The organism is Secundilactobacillus kimchicus JCM 15530, assembly GCF_001433995.1.
GTDB classification, from domain to species: Bacteria; Bacillota; Bacilli; order Lactobacillales; family Lactobacillaceae; genus Secundilactobacillus; species Secundilactobacillus kimchicus.
Window position 1 is genome coordinate 82,838 of sequence record NZ_AZCX01000007.1, and the last position, 21,794, is coordinate 104,631.

Annotated in this window: 7 protein-coding genes; 4 read left to right on the top strand and 3 right to left on the bottom strand. The window is 46.6% G+C overall.

The genetic code is table 11. The annotated features are described in order from the left end of the window. Nucleotides 1-18: 18 nt before the first annotated feature. Nucleotides 19-630, top strand: coding sequence for a uracil-DNA glycosylase (locus tag FC96_RS09390; RefSeq protein WP_054659050.1), 612 nt, complete (start codon nucleotides 19-21; stop codon nucleotides 628-630). Here the strand turns inward: FC96_RS09390 and FC96_RS09395 are convergent. After that, a complete protein-coding gene (locus tag FC96_RS09395; RefSeq protein WP_054659052.1) occupies nucleotides 622-1,800 on the bottom strand; it encodes a phosphoglycerate dehydrogenase in 1,179 nt (392 codons plus the stop codon). The two genes, FC96_RS09390 and FC96_RS09395, sit on opposite strands and share 9 nt — an antisense overlap. A gap of 11 nt (nucleotides 1,801-1,811) precedes the next feature. After that, complete coding sequence (gene serC, locus FC96_RS09400; RefSeq protein ID WP_056942817.1) at nucleotides 1,812-2,888, bottom strand: 3-phosphoserine/phosphohydroxythreonine transaminase; 1,077 nt, start codon at nucleotides 2,886-2,888, stop codon at nucleotides 1,812-1,814. A 309-nt stretch (nucleotides 2,889-3,197) separates the two neighbouring features. Here serC and FC96_RS09405 point away from each other — a divergent pair, with 309 nt between their 5' ends. Beyond that, on the top strand, nucleotides 3,198-3,827 hold the full coding sequence (locus tag FC96_RS09405) for a histidine phosphatase family protein (protein ID WP_056942807.1): 630 nt from the start codon (nucleotides 3,198-3,200) through the stop codon (nucleotides 3,825-3,827). A gap of 556 nt (nucleotides 3,828-4,383) precedes the next feature. Then, nucleotides 4,384-8,109 carry a hypothetical protein gene (locus tag FC96_RS09410; protein WP_056942808.1) on the top strand — a complete coding sequence of 1,242 codons (3,726 nt, stop codon included), beginning with the start codon at nucleotides 4,384-4,386 and terminating at the stop codon, nucleotides 8,107-8,109. 509 nt (nucleotides 8,110-8,618) lie between these two features. Here FC96_RS09410 and FC96_RS09415 read toward each other — a convergent pair. Continuing rightward, nucleotides 8,619-9,338: a hypothetical protein gene (locus FC96_RS09415; RefSeq protein WP_056942809.1), complete on the bottom strand. Its 720-nt coding sequence runs from the start codon at nucleotides 9,336-9,338 to the stop codon at nucleotides 8,619-8,621. 578 nt (nucleotides 9,339-9,916) lie between these two features. On the opposite strand from FC96_RS09415, the gene FC96_RS09420 reads away from it, so the two are divergent. Then, nucleotides 9,917-21,794: hypothetical protein (locus FC96_RS09420; RefSeq protein WP_056942810.1), on the top strand; the 11,878-nt coding region annotated here is incomplete at its 3' end.

Sequence of the window (21,794 nt, forward strand, 5' to 3'; positions counted from 1 at the left end):
GATTGGAGCATTTTTAGCATGGCAACGTTTCTAACTCCGGAACTCATTCAACAAGCAAAGAGACTGATTGAAAGCGCCGCACAACTGGAGGGCTTTGTCCCAGGCGAAGGATCCTTGACCCCGAGGTTTACCATCGTGAGTGAAGCCCCAGGCCGGGTGGAGGCTGAAACTGGTCATGGGTTTATGGGCCCCGCAGGACAAGAACTAAATACTTGGCTAGCAGAACTTGATGTCACTAGAGATGAGATATACATGACTGGTGCAGTTCGGGCCCGACCGTTTGCGACTCTAAAAGGGCGGAAACGGGATCGTAAACCGACACGAGCCGAGGAAAACGCCTTTGCACCATTGTTAGATGCAGAACTGGCAGCGTTACCGGCGGCTAATGATTTGCTGGTACCGTTGGGTAACACGGGGCTACAGCGATTGATAGGCCCTGGTGAAACCGTCGGGAACCGCCATGGCCAGCTGTTTTCGAGCGCAATTCGGTATTGGCAAGGGGACCATTATGAGTGGACGCAGCGTCAATACCGACTATTCGCGATGTTTCACCCGTCCTACACCCGTCGATTTCCTAGTAAACGAGCATTACTTGCGGCGGATTTAGCAACTTTAAGACAGTTACTGTAGGTTTTGATTTGTTAACAGCCGGGCGCGGTAAACGGCATCGATAGCGCCTAGCCGGGTGACTAATTGGGTATCTTGTTCTGCTTGGAGGTGGTCGACATCAATAATGGTGTAGGCCACCTTTTCCTTTGCGGCGTTACTCATTCCTTCGATGTTGATGCCAGCTTGAGCTAGCAGGGTGGCGATTTGGCCAACCATGTTAGGGATGTTTTGGTGCATGAGCGTCAATCGATAATGGGTCTGGAAAGGGACCTGAAGATTGGGAAGGTTGACGCTGTTCAACACGTTACCGGTCTCCAAAAACTGCATAATGGTGTTGGCCCCCTGAACGGCGCCGTTTCGTTCAGCCTCGGTTGTTGACCCGCCGATGTGGGGGGTGACGATGACATCGTCGCGGTGCAATAGCTCATCGGCGCCAAAGTCGGTGTAGTAGCCTTTGGCACGTTGATGATCAAGGGCGGCCACCATTGCGGTGTTATCAACGATTCCGCCCCGGGCAAAGTTGATGACCGTCACGTCAGGTTTCATTTCAGCTAGTTCAGCTGTTCCAATTAAGCCGGTTGTTTCGGCATTCTTAGGTACGTGGACGGTTACGTAGTCGGCGTTCTTAACTGCTTGAGCCAGCGAATTTGCCCGTAGGATGTCGGTTGAGATGCGCCATGCAGCATCTGACGTCAGGTAAGGATCATAAGCGACCACTTTCATTCCGAGCTCGCTAGCGGCGTTGGCCACTAGCGACCCAACGTGGCCAACCCCAATAACAGCAAGTGTTTTCCCAGCAAGTTCATTACCGTTGAACTGCGTTTTATCACGTTCCGTTCGTTTTGAAATGTCGGCGCCGCTATTGTGGGCCGCATAGTCTGCTGCAGCAAAAAGGTTTCGTGAAGCAGCCACCATCATTGCGATGACGAGCTCCTTAACGGCGTTGGCGTTGCTTCCGGGAGTGGTGAACACGGCCGTCCCGTTTTGGGTAGCTTGCTCTATTGGAACATTGTTAAAACCGGCACCGGCCCGAGCGATAACTTTAAGGGTTGGTGGGAGTGGTTGGCTGTGTAAGTCGACCGATCGGATGAGGTAGGCATCAGCATCGTCTGTTTCATTAATGGCGTATTGGTCCGTAAAGTGACGTAGACCGGCTTGGGCAATTGCATTGTAAGTTTTAATTTGGTACATGGTTGATCCCCCTAACGTTGTTGTTCGAAATGATGTAAGAAATTAACTAAGGCGTCGACGCCGGTCATTGGCATCGCATTGTAAAAACTGGCTCGGAGTCCGCCGACGCTGCGGTGTCCTTTCAGGTTCATGAGACCTTCTTGAGCGGCCGTTTCGACCACTTCAGCATCGAGCTGCGCATCGCCCGTCATGAATGGGATGTTCGTTAGCGAGCGATCGGCGTGGTGAACCGGGTTATAAAACAGCTTAGAATGATCCAGAAAATCATAGAGTTTTGCTGCCTCTTCCTGGTTACGTTGGTAAATTCCGGCCACCCCTCCCTGGGCCTTTAACCACTTGAGAACTAATCCGGCAGCGTAAATGGCAAAGACTGGTGGTGTGTTGTATAGCGAATTCTTAGTCATGAATAAATGATAATCCAGCATGCTGGGGAGGTGATCGACCGGTTTGACGATCGCTTTTTTGATGATGACCACGGTGACACCAGCGGGCCCCAAGTTCTTTTGGGCGCCAGCGAAGATCACGTCGAAGTCAGTGACGTTGTACGGTTGTGCCAGAAAGTTAGAGGACATGTCAGCGACGAGTGGCAGATCCGAGCTTTGAGGAATTGTATGATAGGTGGTCCCTTCAATCGTGTTGTTAACGGTTAGGTGAAGGTAATCGTACGACTCGGTCGGGATGGTGGTGGGGAGGTGCGGCAGTCGCGTGTAATGGTCAGCCTGAGTCGAGGCGAGGGTGGTGACGGCCACCCCCAGTTTCGCTGCTTCGGCACCAGCGCGGTTCGCCCAGTGGCCGCTGTCTAACAAGGCGATGGCGTGATGAAGCGTGGCTAGGTTAAGTGGGGCAGCCGCAAATTGGCCAGTACCACCACCCTGAAAAAACAGGATTTCATAGTCATCAGGGATCCTCATCAAATCACGTAAATCTTGCTTGGCTTCGGCCAAGATTGTGTCAAAAAGTGATGAGCGGTGACTAATTTCTAAAATGCTCATTCCGGAGCCGTTTAAGTTGGGTAAGTCGCGTTGGATTTGCTCAATAACAGGCTTTGGCATGACGGCAGGTCCAGCTGAAAAGTTATAGATTGGCATGGTTAATCCTCCAATTAGGTAAAATAAAAAGTCCCCACGGTAATGACCGCGAGGACTGTTAAAGACCGATTTGTCCGCCCCACGGTGAAAGATCACCTGTGAGGCCGTTGGTTGAAACACAAAATTGGCCTACACAGATAAATCTGTAGACCAGGAGGATGAAGTGACGATGTTGGTTAATAAGTTTGTCATGGTAATACCTCCCTGTAATTTAATTAAATCCTAACCGAGCATAGCCGGAAAGTCAACTTGTATTTCGAAAAATTGCAAAAGTATGAGATAATGACAAAAATGAATTTGGAGGCCATCATGACAGTTTTCTACTTGATTCGCCATGGTCAAACGACTGCAAATGTTCAAGGATTAAAGCAGGGGACCATTAATACCGCTATTACTCAGTTAACGGCGACGGGGATTTCCCAAGCAGAACGATTACATGATCAATTTGATTGGTCGTTTGCTAATCGGATTGTCGCCAGCCCACTTGATCGAACTCAGCAAACGGCTGCGATAGTGAATCAAACAGCCCAGCTACCAGTCGAGTTAGACGACCGATTGCTAGAAATCTCATACGGTAGTTGGGATGGTCAATCAAATGCAGCGCTCCAAGCACAACATCCCGATGTGTTTGACCCGGTATTAAACGATGTTTTGCCAACCTACGTGAATGCGGCACCAGATGGCGAGTCATTTGGCCATGTCATGGGGCGCGTTGATCATTTCATGCGGGATTTTGCCACTCAGGCACCGGATGAAGCCATTTTAGCCGTAACCCACGGATTTACCATCAAAGCGGCCGTCCTGACAGCCCTTTCGTTGCCTGAAACCGTGCCGTTACCCGAACCCATGAACACGTCGGTGACTAAGATTAGTTTTGAGCCGCAGTCTCAGCAGTATTACTTATGGTATTACAATCGGTTTGACGCTTCTAGTTACTAATCCAGTCAGCACGTCGCAATTGAGCCAGATGGCTCTTTTTTTGTAAATTTTAATATTTGACAGATCGACCCTAAATGTAATAATACCAAGGGTTTTCGGCTATGATTTTTGCAAATAAAACATATTGATAGTTTTGTATGGAAATTATCAGGAAATATTGGTACCATTAGGAGGATTGGAGAGGTACGCGCCTTGACCAATCTTGAAATAGTCATTGCTATTTTAAGCGTTGATGCGACTGGTGAAAGTTTTTTGTCACTATCGGTTGAATATTTGTTGCCACTGAAGTCAAATAGGTTGTCGCTCAAGTCAATTTGTTGTTGCTAATTAGGATTATTTGGTTGTCACTTAGGTCTATTCGTTATTGTTGTCAGAATTTGTCCGTTACTAGGGATTTCTTTGTTGTCACTCTGTTTTTTTGTCTGTTGCTTTGTTTTGATGAGGTTATTGTGGCCCTAGGGTCGCTGGCATTTTTGTTTATCGCACTTGGTTTGGGGCAATTTGCCCACTTAAAGTTTCATTATTTGATATTGAAAGGAGGTGAAAACAACACGTTATGGAAAAGATCTCTAAGAAAACAAACAAACGGTTGATTGTCGGCGTTGCATCAGTTATTTTAATGGCGCCTTTGATGGCTAACTCAGCAGTTGAATCATGGCTGGGAACCGTGACAACGGCCTCTGCTTCGACCTCAAGGACGGCACTTGATCAGGTTAATCTTGCAGCTCGAAAGGCCTTTGCTCCAGAGCGAAAGGTCAATCAGTTAGTGACATCGTCGATTAGAAAGACGCATGGGGTCCCAGTGCTTAATGTGACCGTGCGAGCTTCGAAGCAGAACTACGTTAAAAAGGGCGATCGAATCACATACCGGTTTAGCGCCAAAAACGTTGATTTAAGTCAGCTAAAGGCCAGCAGTTCGAAGCACCTACCGTTCACTTACAAAAAGGTGAACAATCGTGAACTTCAACTGACGTTTAACAAGGCGCTGAATCGTGGTCAATTTGCCCAGGCGTTTGCCATTCCAACGCGGAATGTCACGTCCCTGACTAAGGTAATGGCGTCGTTTGATGACCATGTTTTAGCTATCGGACATAATCGCATCCAATCACGGTACGTCGCACCAAAGGTTGTCGAGACAACGACACCAACGGCCACGACTCAGGCGGCCCAACAGACGCAGGAGACGGCCTCCCAGCAGCAAGTGACTTCAACGGTGACAAGCACGTCAACAGTGCAGTCTCATACGGCGCAGCGAGTCGGGACAACGTCGGAAACGACACCGGTAGCTGCAACAACGCATCAGACGAAAGTGACGAACCAGCCGTCGACAACGACTAAGTCGGTCAAGGTTGCACCATCGTCCACAACGTCAGTGACGGCTCAAGGGCGTGCCACAGTTTCTCCACAAAAGTCTGTTGAACGCCAAGTAAGTGCGCAAGATGCGTATAGTGCGGTGATGGATCGAACCACTATTTCGGTGGGTGACAACGCTGGCTCAGAAACGGGCACGTCGTCAGCAACTACGACTGATTCAGCCGCAACTACTGCAACGAGCGTCACCGATGGGACAACAGCCAGCTCACAAGCGTCGACAACTAGTGCAACGACGAGTGCTACAACGACCTCGACGTCAAGCCAAGGACAGACGGTTGATAAGTCAACTGATTCAACAGGTTCAGCGTCGACGACCACGGCACCTTCAGCAAGTTCAACGACTACGAACGACACTACGGTGACAACGGTTCCAACTCAGACGGTTAAAACGGCTGAGACGACACTTAAGCAGTATATGACCAGTGCTGATGAAACGACTAGCGACAGTACAACAACGGTAGCTAACAGCCAGAATACGGCAGTTCAGACACCCGCTCAGGAGCCAGTTCAAGAAACGACTGCTACTACTGACCAGACTAGCCAGCAGCAGGCAGTCCCAACGACGGCTACTGCAGCAAGTTCGACAGTGAGTGACCAGACGCAGACTGGGGAATCGTCCCAGACTGATTCTTTGAGCACTCAAGGGGAGCAACTATTTGAAACCATTCGGCATCAGGTGATGACGAAAACGGCGAGCGCCACTTCAATGGAACAGGCGGAGATAACAAAGGCCTTACCATGGATCTGGCAAAATATTGCCCAACGCACAACCGATGCGCTACTGGACAAGGGGCAAGTCTGGCAGTATCAGCTTCAATTAAGTTCCGGCCGCATGGCCCGAATTTCAATTGACGGCCGACCGATGACTACCGATACGACTTCATTGGATGCCAATATGCCGGCGTTATTAAAGTCGCTAGGGGATCAATCGACACCGGGAATGTTTGACGATGCTGTTGATTTGGATGTCCTTAAAGAGTCTGAACTATACAAGGTATTAACTAACTTGCAGACCGCAAATTCCACGGGAACGAACGGTTTATTTAGTGCGCTATCAAGTTGGATAACTCATCCTCAAGAGATGGAAACGTTAATGACGTTGAGTAATCCATCGAAAGCAAATGAATATGCCATGACATCAGGTCTATTTAGTCTAGTCGGCAGTGTCATTCAACCAATCATTGGAATTGGGGCGGTTGTCCTACCCGTTGTATTGGGCGCGACAGCTGTTATTGGGGCAGTCGTTGCTTCTATCGGGGTTGCATTAAGTGGGGTACTCGCCACAGCCGGTCTATTGATTGGCGGCACCATCGCATTACTATCAATCATTCCAGTGACCATTGCGGCCGTTATCGTGATTACTCATCCAATCGTGACGCTGGCTGTGTTAGCTGGTTTAGCGATTACAGCAGTCGCAGTGACGGCAACTGTTGCAGCCGTTGCGACGGTTTCAGCTGCCATTGTAGCCGGAATTTCTGCTTTGATCGCAGTACCTGTCGCCCTTGGTGTCATGAGTGTTCTAGCATTACCCGTCTTTTTGGCTGGCCATTGGCTTTCAGATATTTCAACTATGAATCTGACAACAACTTTGCGACAACTACTGAAGATGGCAGCACCGATGACGGTTAACCGATTGACGACTGGTCACATCACCTTAGCAACTACCAAAGTAACGTTGGGGAACGTTATGAACAGTGTGATGATGGTTAAACCGGCCTCGTTTGGGTTGAATGCGAACTTTATTAAAGCCACCCTACCTAGTCTTTTTGCTGGTTTAGCAGCAGCTCTTTCAACGAAGGCCCTGTCTTCGGAATTGACGACCGAGTTAGGCCGTGGGGCAGTCTTTAATGCGGCTTTTAGAAGTACGCCGTTTAAGACCATGATGCAAGTTACTCATTCGGTAAACGCTGCATTGACGCCAGGCGTTACGCTGGGACTAGGCTTTAGTCCACTGATTTTGGCTGGCGTGACCTTTATGTTAATTGCGCTTGTCCCACTGGCTGCGTTTGCCTTAAAACGCATGTTAGCGGCAAGTCGAACACTTGCAACAATGAGTCAGGTGATGGGCCAACTACTAGCTGGTGGGCGTCCTACTTTAAAGAAAGCTGGATTAGCTGAGTCGGCTGTTTTGGCTTACATTCGTCGCGCTGGTTCATTATTAGCAACCAAATTTGGGCCACTTGGCATTCGAGTTATGGTTGGCACGACACTATTGCGCGTTATTTCGTTAGCAATGGTTGTATTTGGCACGCCGTTTAAAGCAATTCACTTATTCAACCGTTTGTTGCGGGACACTGTCTTTGGGACGGTTAACGTTCTTACTGATTTGATCGGTTTTGCCATGAATGGCATGACTAACACGTTACATCAAGTACATAACATGATTGCCCCTACGGTAGCTGTCGAAGTTGCTGCCGCGGAATTCGGCATTCTGCAAACTGCTAATGTTAAGCACTTGATGGGTAACCTGTTAGGTTCTTTAACCCGATCAATAGGTGAAATCAGTAGCTTAACGTTGGCGGTCACATATCTCTTAGCACATGTTGTGCAAGAGCAAAATCCAAGTGCAATGGCTGTTGCCATTGTTTCCTTGGCCAGTTTCATTATCTTAGTAGTTCTGGCGGCCTTAGCATGGCGTCGATTGAGACAACTTGCTGTGCTGGCTAACCACCTTACAAATTATCTGGGGGTAAGGACGGCAGCTAATGGTCGCCAATCCAGCACGTTAGCCAACTCATTGGGGATGAGTGTGGTTTCTTTCAGTCGTGCAAAAAACGTCACCGTTGGTGCTTTTACTGGCGACCAACCAACCGTGTTGAGTGGGGACTTAACCGGTGGTCGTTTCGGTATTCGCGCACGGTTTATGCGTCAAAATTTCATAGCGTTAGTAAACAACTCACTGGGATAACCATTGAGTTCATTTTGCGTGCTTTGAAATTGTTTCAACCTATTTCTATGATGACTTGATGACGGCTTATCGCCTATGAGAATGGTATGGTTGGGGAACCATACCAGCTAATTTAACAACAAGACTTGACGTTGTTTGGCCAATTGGCTATCACTAGTTCGTATAAAAAGAAGCTCGATGCTTCAGTTGTTCTCCTGGGGAGGAGCGCAACACTAAGTGTTCGTTAGAGATTTCTGGGGAAAACGGACACAACGCGTTATGGCACCTAGTTGAGGCGAATATGAGATTAACCATTTCACTCATTTCGCTAATTTAAGTAGCGCAGGCAGTGGGAATCCCGTTCTGACGAAACGTCATGAATGTGACTAGCTGGGGAGCTAATACCACTGTTATGTTGATTGACATGACAAATAATGAAAAAGCCGATTCGCTTGCTTCGGGAGCAGCGAATCGGCTTTTTCGTGATAGTCAAAACCCCGCGAGGCTTGATGGCCTTCGCGGGGCAGAAATTAAACGTTGTAGTTAAAGTTTTTGATGACTTGCTTGACACCCTTATCAGCAGCACTGTCGACCGTTGACTTAATTTTAGCCTGTGTGGTGGCATCTGTTTTAGGGTCCGCTACCTTTTTGCCAGCAGCTAATGCTTCTTGGTACTGTTTTTCAACGTTAGCGTTAACTTGCTTGGTATAAGTTTTTGTTAGCGCATCTCGCGTCCACTCGTTGGTCAGTTTCGTGGCTGGCGAGCTACTTGTTCTGGTGAAACGGTAAGCCGTTCCACTCGTACTTGGTAGTTTGCCAGTGCTATATGATTTTAGCTTGACCGTAAATTGTGTAGCCGACTGCTTTTTAATGTAGAAACTATAGTTTGTTTTTGAGAGCTTTCCCTTTGAGTTAGCGGTCTTAACCGTAAATTTAAGGGTGCGCTTGTCTTTGCTTTGGCTAGCCAACTTAGTTGGTACAGCGACCATGACGGTTGGCTTTTTGAAGTCACCAAAAATCAAGACTCGTTGGATCCCTTTAGATGATTGCAAATACTTCCAGTGGAAAGCATACCCGGCTTTCGTGCTGGAATAATACCCTGTTAGGCCTGCTGTTTGGGACGCTGAGAAGGTTTTGGATGATGCAGCCTGAGTCTGAGTAGGATGGCTGGCTAAACTGACGAATCCTAGTGATAACGTCGCTGCTGCAACTAGGAACAGGTGACGCCTTTTTGCGTTTGTTTTAAACATAATAGAACTCCCCCGAAATTATTTAATGGTACCATTAACCACTTCATTCTACCACGCAATTTTGGAAATGCGAAAATAATTTTCATTTCATAAATTGCGGGTGGTCCGTCAAATTATGAATAAGCCGGTGATTCGGCGTTTTCGTTCTTTAATACACAGTTCAACTTTTTCTGTGTATAGATAGGGGGAGCCGGACTCTGTATAATGAGAATAGTTAAATAACATCCTTTGTTATTTGGCTGGTTTCAATCTTCTGATGAGGTGGCACTCTCAGGAGGGCGAGATCGTTGCTACGTCGCTAAGTCATTCGGTTTGTTCGGTCATTGTTGAAAGTTTGATTGGCACTAAACGTATTCGGTTTGCTGATGTTGAAGGGTTTAAAATTTGTTGGTACTTTAGTCAAATTGTCGTCGCCCGTTTTTTTTGGTCACTTAACTCATTCGGTTTGCCACGTCACTCACGATGGGGAGTTTGAACTGTTTATTTATCATCTGATAGGCGCTTGGCGCTTTTTAAAAGAATGAAGCAGCTGCTCTTCGTCTCAAAACTAAAAGGAAAGGAAGTGAATTCAATACGTTATGAAAAAGCTAACTAAGAAACGTGGTAGACAACTCATTGTCGGCTTATCAGCAACGGTCTTAATGACACCGCTGATTACAAGTTCTGCAGTGGAGGCCTACCTTGGTGCGGAAAGCATTGTTAATGCTGCGGCTAAGAACAAGAAGTTAAAAGACCCGAAAAAGGGTGTGACTAACGCGACGACGCCTGACCGGAATACGAACAAGTTGATCAAATCAACCATTAAGTATTCTCACAAGGTGCCGGTGTTAGACGTTTCCGTTCGGCCCTCTGATATCAACTTTGTCAAAAAGGGTGAAACGATCACTTACACATTCAGTGATAAGAACGTTAATTTGAAACACCTGCAAGCCAGCAAATCAGACAACCTACCGTTTAGCTATAAAAAGTTAAGCAGTACGAAGCTGCAACTGACCTTTAAAAAGTCATTAACTTCTGGTGCTTATAGTCAAGCATTCGCTATTCCAACCAAAAACGTCAAAATGACGACGAAAGCAAAAGCGCAATTTGATGATCACGTTTTAGCTATTGGTCACAACTCGATTAAGTCAGTTCGTCAAGCAACGTCGAAGAAGACTCAGAGTCAAAATCAGCAGCAACAGCAAAATGGTAATTCGCAACAGACGCAACAACCGGGTACCCAGCAACAAGGGACTACCCAGTCGAATGGCTCGGCAAGCCAAACGACGAGTCGCGCTGCTGCAACACCAAATACTGCAGCTACTCAACAGACTCAAACGACGCCTTCGACCACGACTACGACGGCCGCTCAGTCGACGCCGACCACGACCACACCATCAAGTACAGCATCAGCGGTCGCCCCGACGACTGGTTCAACAAGTGGTACGGCAACCACTGGTACGGCGACCACTGCTCAACCAACCGCTACGGCAACGCAGCCTGCTGTGACGACGCCATCGACAACAAGTTCGACTACAACGCCAAGTTCAACAACGACTAGCACGACCGCGACTCCTGCGACGACGCAGTCAAGTTCAACAACGCCGGTAACGACAACTTCAACGACGGCACCATCAGCAAGCACCGCTTCGTCAACAACTAGTGTAACGGCTAATCAGGCAACCACTGCAACGCCGGCTACGCCAGCTACGCCAGTTGCAACCACTACGACAACTAGTTCGACTGTTAGCCAGTCGACACCAGCTGCAACGGTGTCACAAACGACGTCAACGACCACTGCCACGACGAACTCAACGACGCAGCAAACGCAAACAAGTTCGTCTGACAACGTGTCTGCCACGGATGCTTATAATACCGTATTGAATCGGACGCAGATTACCCAGTCGTCAGAACCGACGACTGATGGTAATTCAACTTCGTCCGCGGGGTCTGGTAACGTCACATACGTTACGACCCCGGCTCCTGAAGCGAGTGATCCAACTGCTACGCTGAAGGAACAACTCCAATCCAGTCAAACAACGTCGACTAATACGACTGCAACGACGGATGCGGCAACCACTAATACGGCTGCCCAAACGGTTGCAGGTTCAACTGAGTCAACCACTGCCACTGAAAATGCGGCTTCAAACGCTGTGAACCAAACAGCTAATACGGCTGCAACAACGGGGACAGCAACTGGTTCAACTCAGTCAACGACTTCGGACAAGACAGCGGTCAAAGCTGCTACGGCAACTGAAACTGCGGATAGTTCTGAAGGAACCGCACTGTTTAACAATATCCAAACGCAAATTAATGATAAGACTAGTTCCTGGGCAACTGCCACGGAACAGGGGGAGATTGTTAAAACACTCCCGTGGATCTTACATGATATTGCGGATAAGTTGCCTGACAGCCCAACTGGGAATGGTCAGATGTGGTACTACGAGATTCCGTTAACGACTGGTAAATATGCGCGCATCACTATTGATGGACGCTCAAACACTGCAGATGCCTCTTCATTAGAAGCACAAATGCCAGCACTTCTCAAATCATTGGGAAAGGCTTCGACTCCAGGTATGTTCGACGAAGCAGTCGACATGTCAACTTTGCAAAACTCATCGTTGTACAAGACGTTGGTTAAAATGCAAGGTAACGGAAACTCCAAAGGCATTAGCGCAATCGGCAACATGATCGGTGCCTTTTTCTCAAGTCCTAAAGACTTTTTGACTTTGATGAACTTGACTAAAGGAACTCAAAAGACCTCAAGCAACTCAATGCTCGGTGGCCTTGGATCAATGTTTGGCGGTAACTCGTTAATGTCAGGGATGTTCTCTGGTATCTCGAAACTCTTCTCAGGCGTTGGGAATTTCTTCGGAAAACTCTTTAATGTTAATAGTACGGTCGCAGCTGCTCCTGCAGCTTCAACTTTAGCTACTACTACATCACAAGCTGTTTCTGGAAAAGCATTGACTCCGGGTTCAATGACCGCGGCTACTTTAACAGCCCCAGTTACGATCCCAATGGCTCTATTATTGCCATTGCTTGCGCTGTCTATTTTTGTACTTCCTTTATTGATTGTGGGCGGAACTGCAGGCTTTTTGCTTGCTCCAATCACCATTAAAGTCGTTTTAGATACGACAATTTCACTCGTGGCAGCTAACCTTATCGCTGGCGCACCACTCGTGTTCGTCGTAGCTCCGATCGTGCTTGGAATTGCTGCCATTGCATTTGTTGCATGGCACGCATTCAAGGCTGTGGTTAAGATTGGTATCGCCGTAGTAGTTGTAGGTTTACTTCTACTCAACATCCTTAACCCAATTGGTAATACTTTAGGCTTAATGACTCTGGGGGTTCTCTGGCTCGGTTATGAAACTCTGTCAGGTTTAGCTAAAGCTACCTTGGTTGCTATTGGTTTAGCACTTGGTGTGGTTGGATTAACCCTATTTGAAAACCACATTGTTATCCCATTGGCAGTCTTCATCGGACTACTGTTTGTCGTACCAGCAACATCATTCCTTGGCGGCCTGGCTGTCGCACTCTTGATTGCAGGTCCAACTGTCTTCATCGCAGCTCCATTGATGATTTTAGGTGGCCTCGCACTCGTAGTTGTGCCAGTTCTCGTAATCGCTAGCTTAATTTTGTTGCCTATGATTTTAGTGACTGGTTTCGTTATCGGTTTAGCAGGAGTTCTTGTCTTGTTGGCATTGATCGTTGGCGCCTTGTTCTTCTTGAACAAGTTCACCATTGGTTTCATTGTTGATATCGCAAAACTTGTTATCTTCCTGCTATTGACTGCTATCGCACTGCCAATCTTCCTAGCTTCTCCACTTCTTGTGAAGATCGCTATGGTCTTATTGGCACTGATTCCAGTTGCTGGGTGGGCCTTCAAGAAGTTCCTTGAATTGATTACTGCGATTGGCTTTATCATCACGACTTTCGTTCTCGGAATTTCAGTTGTCTTACCTGGACTTAAATTAGCCATTGATGCTGGCGGATTGGCAATTAAGACTGCCGTTACTACTGGTAGTTTGATTGCTGTTGCCTTTGGCCCATTGGCTGTTCGTGTACTTCTTGGAAACCGTGTTTTGGCTTTCATCCCTGTTACTTTGTTGACCTTTGCCGCACCATTCCTTGCAATTCTCTTGTTGCTCCACATGGCAAAAGATTTCGCATTAGGTGCCGTCAAGATCGGTACGGATCTTATTGGTTTGACCCTTGTTGGACTTGGAATTGTTGCTAACTCAATACATACATTGATTGCAACAGCAGCTGCTATTTTAGACCCCGTTGCGGGCCTGATAGTTGAACTGTTTGTTGTAATCCCAGCGTTTGTTGGTGTATTGGGCTTGGCAGCTCCAATTGCAGTCCTCTTTGGGTTACCACTTGACCTTTTAGGGAACTTACTTGTGCCAGGCCTTGCACTAGTGAACATCGCCAAATTTATTGGCGCATTCATATTTAGTGTGATCGCTTTGCCATTTGCGGCAATCACATTGCCAATTACGCTTGGAATTGCTGCAATCTACTTTACTTTGAACTTCTTAGTATTGTTCGGATTGCCTCTTCTTAGCTTTATCGAAGCCTTAGCTTTACCAGTTATTCTGGTAGGTTTGTTTATTGTTAAAACATTAATCAACGCTGCAATCCGGATTGGATTCTTGATCCTTGACGTGATTGGTCTTGGTATTGGTTTCGTTGATGCACTTATCACAACCTTGCCTAAAGTGCTTCTTTATATGTTAGTCCCTGTTCGTTTGCTCTGGATCTTAGCAATTGGAGGGGGCCTGCTTGCAGGTATCGCCACCATTGCTGGTGCGTTGATCCTGGGCTTATTGTTTGGTTGGGTGGCCAAACTGGTACTTGACGTGGTTACACTTGCTGTTCCAGTGCTCGGAATCTTATTGATTCCATTGCACTTGTTGAACGCATTCTTGCTAAGTATTTTGCCTTCACTGCTCATTGGTGGTTTGGCATTCTTAGCAACACTATTGTTCGGTGGTTTACCACTGTTCTTAGGTTTATTAGCGCTTGTAATCGTGCCAGCTATCTTGATTGGTCTATTGACCGCATTGATTCCTGGTTTAAATCTAATTACCGTTCCACTTGGCTTGGTATCACTCTTTATTGGGTTACCATTGGCCTTGCTCGGTATGTTAGGTAACCTGTTAGGTGCCTTGGCTTTGGCCTTAGGTGTCTCGTTGGTTACGCTGCTTGGTTTAAATACTCTTGCTAACTTGCTTGGCGGATTGTTGGGTCTTGTATTACCACTGATCTTGTTGCCATTGTTAGCAATTGGCGCTGTGCTCTTGCCATTAATTTTGCTGGGCCTCGCCGCTGCATTGTTGATTATCCCAATCGTAATTGCCCTTATCTTAGGTGCCATTGCTTTGGGTATCGCAATGTTGAATCTTCTGCCAATCGCATTACCAATCATCATTGGGGTATTGCTCTTAGCAATTCCGCTGTTGATCTTTGGCTTCTTGCTTTCAGCAGAACTGATTTGGTTCTTCGCTCCGATCTTATTGGTCTTAGCCGTGAACCCAATCGCTGACGCAGTTGGTTTTGTTATCTCAGCGTACACCGCTGTCACCAACCCAATCTTGTTCTTTGGCTTCGGTCTCATTAACGTTCCGTTGGCGATCTTATTCTTCATCGGTTCATTCGTTAACTGGATCAACCCATTGAACGCATTATTCCACGCTATTACTGCCATCGCTGTTATTGGCTTGCTGGCCATTCCGGTCATTGCTGCTTTGATCATCGGTGTGCTTGTTATCGTTGATGCCCTCAGCCTCAACCCATTCTCGTGGTTCGCCGGATTACTCCTTATTGGTGGTTCTCTGTTGAACATTGGTTTGGTTATCTTGCTGACCATCAACACCTTGGTATTCGTGGTTGTACCATTGGCAATCAACCTCATCGTTTGGTTGATCATTGGACTCGTTACCGTCTTTATCGCAGCTGTTCTTTCAGGTGGGATGGGCGGCATCTTGAACCCAGCATTCTTGGCAATGTTAATTTACGTTCCGCTTGCAACCGTAGAATCAATTTTACTTGTATTGTTCGGTATTGCAGTAATGCTTAACGTTGACGTCATTGCTTTGATCATTGGTATGCCACTTATCATGGCTCAATTAGGCATTGGCCTGTTCTTAACAGTCCTTAACCACCTTCTCAATCCAATTGTTTGGATTATTGGGGTAGGAGGCTTCGCAACACTTGGAATCTTCTCAATCATCGCCTCAGTTCTTGGGTTCTTCTTCTTAGCCCAAGCATGGCTACCATTGACATTTAACATCATTCCAATCGTTGCTTACCTGATTTTGCAAAACCCAGCTTGGCTGGTTCTTGCATTATCGACTAACATTCCAGTTATTGGTTGGATTCCACTAGCAATTGGTGGGTTCACGTACTGGTTGTTCGGTCAATACGGTGTCGGTCTTTTGACTGCGATATCGTTCGAAATCTTTATTACTATCGGCATGGCTCTGTTCTTCAACATTACCTTTGGGTTGGCTATGTTGGGTGCCGTGTTACCAATTATCTTGATTGCTTTGCCAATCGGTATTATTGGTGCCATCATCCTACTTGCCATCATCTCCATTCCAGTGTTGATCATCACCGCCTTGCTTAACATTTTGCCAACGATCATCGGCGTCTTCGCAACCGTTATCTTGTTATGGTTCTTAGCACCAATCATCACGCAGCTTGCTGTTGATCCACTTAGCGACTTTGTAGCGTTTGTTATTCTTGTCTTTACGGCACTTCAACATCCGTTCCTATACTTCGCTTTAGCATTGATCACCGTTCCAGCTACGTTGTTGACCTTTGTTGGTATGTTTGCCAACTGGCTTAACCCACTTCGGTTAATCTTTAACGGCATTGCTATTGTTGCTGCAATTGGTTTGTTCTTTATTCCAATCATGGCATGGCTTGGCATTACCGCATTCCAGTTGTTGAACTTCTTGAACCCAGTTGCATTCTGGGGCTTTGCAGCTGCCAAGGTATTGCTTGAAATCTTGACGATTATCTTGTTACTGAACACCATCAACATCGTTGTTATCCCATTGGCTATCGAACTTGCAATCTGGTTCGTTGTCGGTTTGGTTACAATCTTCGTTGCTGCGTTCATGTCACTTGGTTTTGGTGGTATCTTCAACCCAGCTAACATCGGGATGTGGATGTACATCATCTTTGCTCCAGTGCAAGTGGTCTTCGTAACCTTGATCACGTTGGTTCTCATGCTGACCGCTAACCTGTTTGTGGTTCTGTTGGCTATGCCACTGATCATCGGTGCAATGATTATTGCGCTTGTCGCTTCATTGCTTGGTAACATCCTTAACCCAATTGCTTGGCTTTTGACACCATTACTGTTGTGGTTCTTCTCCTTAACTGGGGTTTCCTCAATTATCTTGGCAATTGCTCAAGTCTTTGGTACCGCCGTACTTTGGTTGCCATTTACATTCGGTATCGTGCCATTTGCTTGGTACTTAGCCTTTGTAAACCCAATCTGGTACGTGATTATCTCCGGTGCATGGTTCCCAGTTATTGGCTGGATTCCATTGCTCTTCGGATTCGGTTACTGGTTAGTTGGGATGTGGGGTGCCGGTGCATTAACCGCACTCTCATTCGCTATCTTCATCATCGGCGCTATGTTCCTCTTGAACAACGTCGTTTGGGGTCTTGCAACCTTGAGTATTAGCTGGTTCATTCCTTCATTGATTGGAACGGCAATTTTCTTGGGCTTGTTAGCACTCCCAATCATCTTAATTTCACTATTGCTCTTCTTACCAGAAATTATTTTTGGTATCACTGGGCTCATCACATTAAGTTGGCTATTTGCTCCAATTTTGACTCAATTAGCAGTTAACCCAATTGCTGACCTTGTGGCCTTCATCATCATGGCGTACACCGCCGTTACTGATGCACCACTCTTCTTGGCATTTGGTATCTTCACTGTTCCACTAACAATTGCCTTCCTCATCGGTGCCTTTGTTAACTGGTTAAACCCAATCAACGTGTTGTTCCACATTCTTGTGGCAATCGCTGTCGTTGGTTTGCCAGCGTTAGCATTACTGGTACTCGCTGCAGTTGGTACTTTGATGATCATTGACTTCATTGGCTTCCTCAATCCATTCTCAGTTCTTGCAGGTCTTCTGCTTGGGGCAGGGATGTTATTGACCATCGGTCTTTGGGTCGTTATCATCTTGAACGCTGCGAACATTGTTGCCATCCCAATGGCTATTAACCTCGTAATTTGGTTAATCGTTGGTTTTGTAACCATCTTCGCAGGCGAATTCTTCTCAATTGGGTCAGGCGGAATCTTACAACCCGGTGTTATCGGAATGTGGGTCTACCTACCATTGGCAAGTATTGAAAGTGTCTTGTTGGGCGTCATCACAATTGCATTGATGTTGGCTCTTGATGTGTTTGCCGCAATCTTAGGCATGCCAATTGTCTTCGGCTTAATGCAAGGTGGTTTATTCCTGACAATTCTTAACCACTTACTCAACCCACTCGCTTGGATTATTGGGGTTGCAGGGCTTGCTACGCTTGGCGTTTCTGCAATCGTGCTTGGTATCTTAGGCATCTTCTCATTTGGTGTCACATGGTTACCAGCCACGTTTAATATCGTTGCCTTCTTCTGGTTCTTGATATTTGCTAACCCAGCTTGGTTCGTCATTGCGTTATCCTCAAATATTCCAATAATCGGATGGATCACCCAATTTATTGGTGGGATGATTTTCTGGTTAGTCGGTGGATACGGTACTGGTTTAATTGCAGCTGTTTCATTTGAAATTTACATTGTTGTCGCAATGGGCTTCCTTGGATTAGTTGTCTTTGGTCTTGCAGCTCTGGGTGCGGTATTACCAATCCTATTGTTGGCTATTCCAATTGGTATCATCGGGGCATTAATCTTCTTTGCGGTCATTGGTATTCCAATTGCAATCATTATGGTGCTGTTGTTCTTGTTGCCAGCTTATCTTGGCTTATGGGGCGTTATCACACTGTTCTGGTTCTTCGGACCAATCTTCACGCAATTAGCAGTTAACCCAATTGCCGACATCATGGGCTTCGTTATTATGATGTTCACGGCTGTTACAAACCCAGTCTTGTTCTTCGGTCTTGGATTTATTTCAATTCCTTGGACGCTGGCACTGTTCTTAGGGAGTCTTGTGAACTGGGCAAATCCATTCCACATCCTCTTTGTTGCAATCTCTGCCATCGCTATCATTGGGTTGCTCGTCTTACCAATCGGTACCATCCTTCTTATCGATGGTTTCCAATTGATTAGTTTCTTGAACCCATTGGCATTCTGGCCACTGGAATTGGCTAAACTTGGTATGATTTTGCTTACGGGCATTATGTTCTTGAACGAAATCAACTTGATCGCCATTCCGCTGATGATTAACTTGGTTATCTGGCTCGTTGTTGGGCTTGTTACCATCTTCATCGCAGCCTTCATGTCTGTCGGGTTCGGGGGTCCATTGAACCCCGCTAACATCGGTATGTGGATTTACGTACCATTTGCTGTTATGCAAGTTGTTCTCTTCACCCTGATTGGTATCGCATTGACACTTGCTTTGAACTTCGGCTTGTTTGCAATTAGCTTGCCTGTTCTTGCCGGTCTCATGCAAATCGGTTTGTTGATGTCATTCCTCGGAAACATCATCAACCCACTGGCTTGGTTGATCTCACCACTTCTGTTGTTTGGTCTCTCAAGTCTTGGTAAGGCATCAATTTTGATTGGTCTTGCCGGAATCTTCATGATGGCCGTTCTGTGGTTGCCATTTACGTTCGGGATTGTTCCATTCCTACAGTTCTTAATCTTTAACAACCCAGCATGGTTCGTCATTGTCATGGGCTCTATGTTCCCAGTTATCGGTTGGATTCCTGAATTATTCGGGTTTATCTACTGGTTGATTGGTCAATACGGAACTGGTTTGCTCACCGCAATTGGTGCCGCAATCTTCTTCCCAGTATTCATGGGCCTTCTCGGAAATGTCATCTTCGGTTTGGTTGACCTTGCTGCTACTTGGTTCATTCCAGGTATCATCGGTGGGTTACTAATCATGTTGTTGATCTCACTTCCAGTTCTGCTAATCGGTCTTGGATTGTTCATCCTGCCACTGATCTTCGGTGTTTCTGGGATGCTCGTTCTGTTCTGGTTATTTGCACCAATCTTGTTGCAATTTGCTACGAACCCATTAGCAGATCTTGCGGGCAACATTGTTATGTTGTATACCGCTGTTACGAACCCAATCTTGTACTTCGGCCTTGGAATCTTCTTTATTCCATTGACGGTTCTGTTCTTCTTTGGGTCATTCTTGAACTGGATCAACCCAATTAACATTGTCTTCACGATTATTGATTTGTTCTCACTTGTTGGGGGCCCAATTCAATTAGTCTTGTCAATTGGTTTGTTCTTGTTGATTGCCGCAGCATCATTCTTCCTGCCATTTGGCTTTAACTTTGGTGCCGGTTTGGTTGCCGCAATTGGCGCACTTGCAATCGTTGCATTGATGGTTGCAACCTTCGTCTTCATCGGTTTGATCAACCCATGGTTTGTTCGGATTATTCTGGACATCAACCTTGCCGTTTGGGCAGTTGTAGGGGTTGTCACAATTGTTGGGACGATCATTGCTTCCCTTGGTTTTGGTGGACCACTTAACCCTGGTGTTATCGGGATGTGGATCTACGTACCATTTGCCGTTATGCAAGTTGTTGCTTTAACTGTCTTCAACTGGGCAATCACTGTCTTCGGTGATGTGTTGCTGTTGATCTTCAACGCCGCACTCATCGCAGGTATCTCAATTCCAACATTTATCGCTGCGTTCTTAGCACATCCATTGCTGTTCCCATTAGCCGTAATCGCAATGCTCCTTATTGGGCTTACTTCAATTGGGACACTGGTTGCTAGCCTGTTCGCAATGGCTCACCTTTGGTTGCCATTAACGTTCGGGATTGTGCCAATTATTTGGTTCATCCTGTTCGAAAGCCCAATCCTGTTCGTCATTGCACTTGGTACTATGGTGCCACTTATTGGTTGGATTCCACTTCTTATTGGTGGTCTGACTTACTGGTTAGTTGGTCAATACGGTACTGGTTTGTTAACCGCACTGTCATTTAACATCCTGGTTATGGGTATTCTATGGCCAATCGTATCAACTTCATTCACCGCAATTTTGACGCTTGCGCCATTCGGTGGCATTATTGCCCCAATTGCAGCATTGATCTTGTTACCATTGATTGCTTCAATGTTGGCAGGGATGTTCCTCTTAATCCTGGCACTCTTGTTAGTACCAGTGATCGGGGTCATCTTGCCACTCGTATTACTGGGCTTGATGGTTCTTCCATTGCTCTTACCATTTATCTTGTTGGCAGTTGTGCCATTGCTTCTCTTGGCCTTGCCACTCTTGTTACTTGGTACGTTGGCGCTTTCAGCGCTGATCACGCTCCCATTAACCCTCGGTCTCAAGTTGCTTAACTTGTTGATTGCCGGCGTTCTGGGCTTGATCACATTTGGTTTAGCTGCCTTGTTCGGTGTATTGCCTGTCACACTCTTGCTTGGTTTAGGTTCACTGTTAGCTATTTTGGCCAACTTGGCCTTGCTCGGCTTGACGCTCGTCCCAGGTCTTCACCAACTGCTGACATTCCCATTGATGTTGTTGACCTTGCCATTGGCACTCTTAGGCTTACTTAGCCTGTTGCCACTTGCATTGTTGGCAATCGCAGCGTTCTTAGCAGCGTTGCCATGGTTGTTGTTCGGCTTCTTGATGGCCTTGCCACTGATTACTGCAGCATTGTTCCTTCTGGGTGCAATCCTCCACGTTCTCTCATGGCCATTGAAGATGATTGCTTTAGTTGCTCTTGGCTTATTGCTGTTAGCAATCTTGAAGTTCATCATCCACGTTCTCTTCACTCTGGCAGTTGCCTTGTTAGCCTTGCCACTGTGGGGTCTGTTACACGGGATCGGTAAATTCCTGAAGGGCTTGTTCTTGTACCCATTGTTGGCACTGATTGGAACAGCACTCTTCGGTCCACTTTACTGGTTGACGTTGCCACTTCAAATCTTGGCTCACCTGATTCTTTCAGGGATCAAAGACTTGATTAAGTGGTTGTTGCTCTTGCCAATTGGCTTACTGCTTGGTGGTATTCCATTCTTGCTCGCCATTCCAGCATTAGTAACTGAATTCTTGATTCTTAAAGGCCTTGCTGATTTGATTGGTCTTGGTTTGGCTGCTTTGCTTGCGACGTTACCATTCCTGCTAGCCTTGCCATTGGCATTCTTAGCACACCTATTGCTCTTAGCATTGTTGTTCTTACCACTATTGCTTGGGTTGTTATTACTTAAGCTTTTGGCAGACCTCGCTAAGTTCTTGATCGGCATGGCAATCGGTTGGTTGTTCTTCCCACTATTATTAGTGGCTAAACTACTGTTATTACCACTTGCCTTACTCACCTTGCCACTGTGGA

Bases quoted from the DNA above. Each gene is read 5' to 3' on its own strand.
- FC96_RS09390 (WP_054659050.1), top strand. From the start codon at position 19: ATGGCAACGTTTCTAACTCCGGAACTCATTCAACAAGCAAAGAGACTG.
- FC96_RS09395 (WP_054659052.1), bottom strand. From the start codon at position 1,800: ATGTACCAAATTAAAACTTACAATGCAATTGCCCAAGCCGGTCTACGT.
- serC (WP_056942817.1), bottom strand. From the start codon at position 2,888: ATGCCAATCTATAACTTTTCAGCTGGACCTGCCGTCATGCCAAAGCCT.
- FC96_RS09405 (WP_056942807.1), top strand. From the start codon at position 3,198: ATGACAGTTTTCTACTTGATTCGCCATGGTCAAACGACTGCAAATGTT.
- FC96_RS09410 (WP_056942808.1), top strand. From the start codon at position 4,384: ATGGAAAAGATCTCTAAGAAAACAAACAAACGGTTGATTGTCGGCGTT.
- FC96_RS09415 (WP_056942809.1), bottom strand. From the start codon at position 9,338: ATGTTTAAAACAAACGCAAAAAGGCGTCACCTGTTCCTAGTTGCAGCA.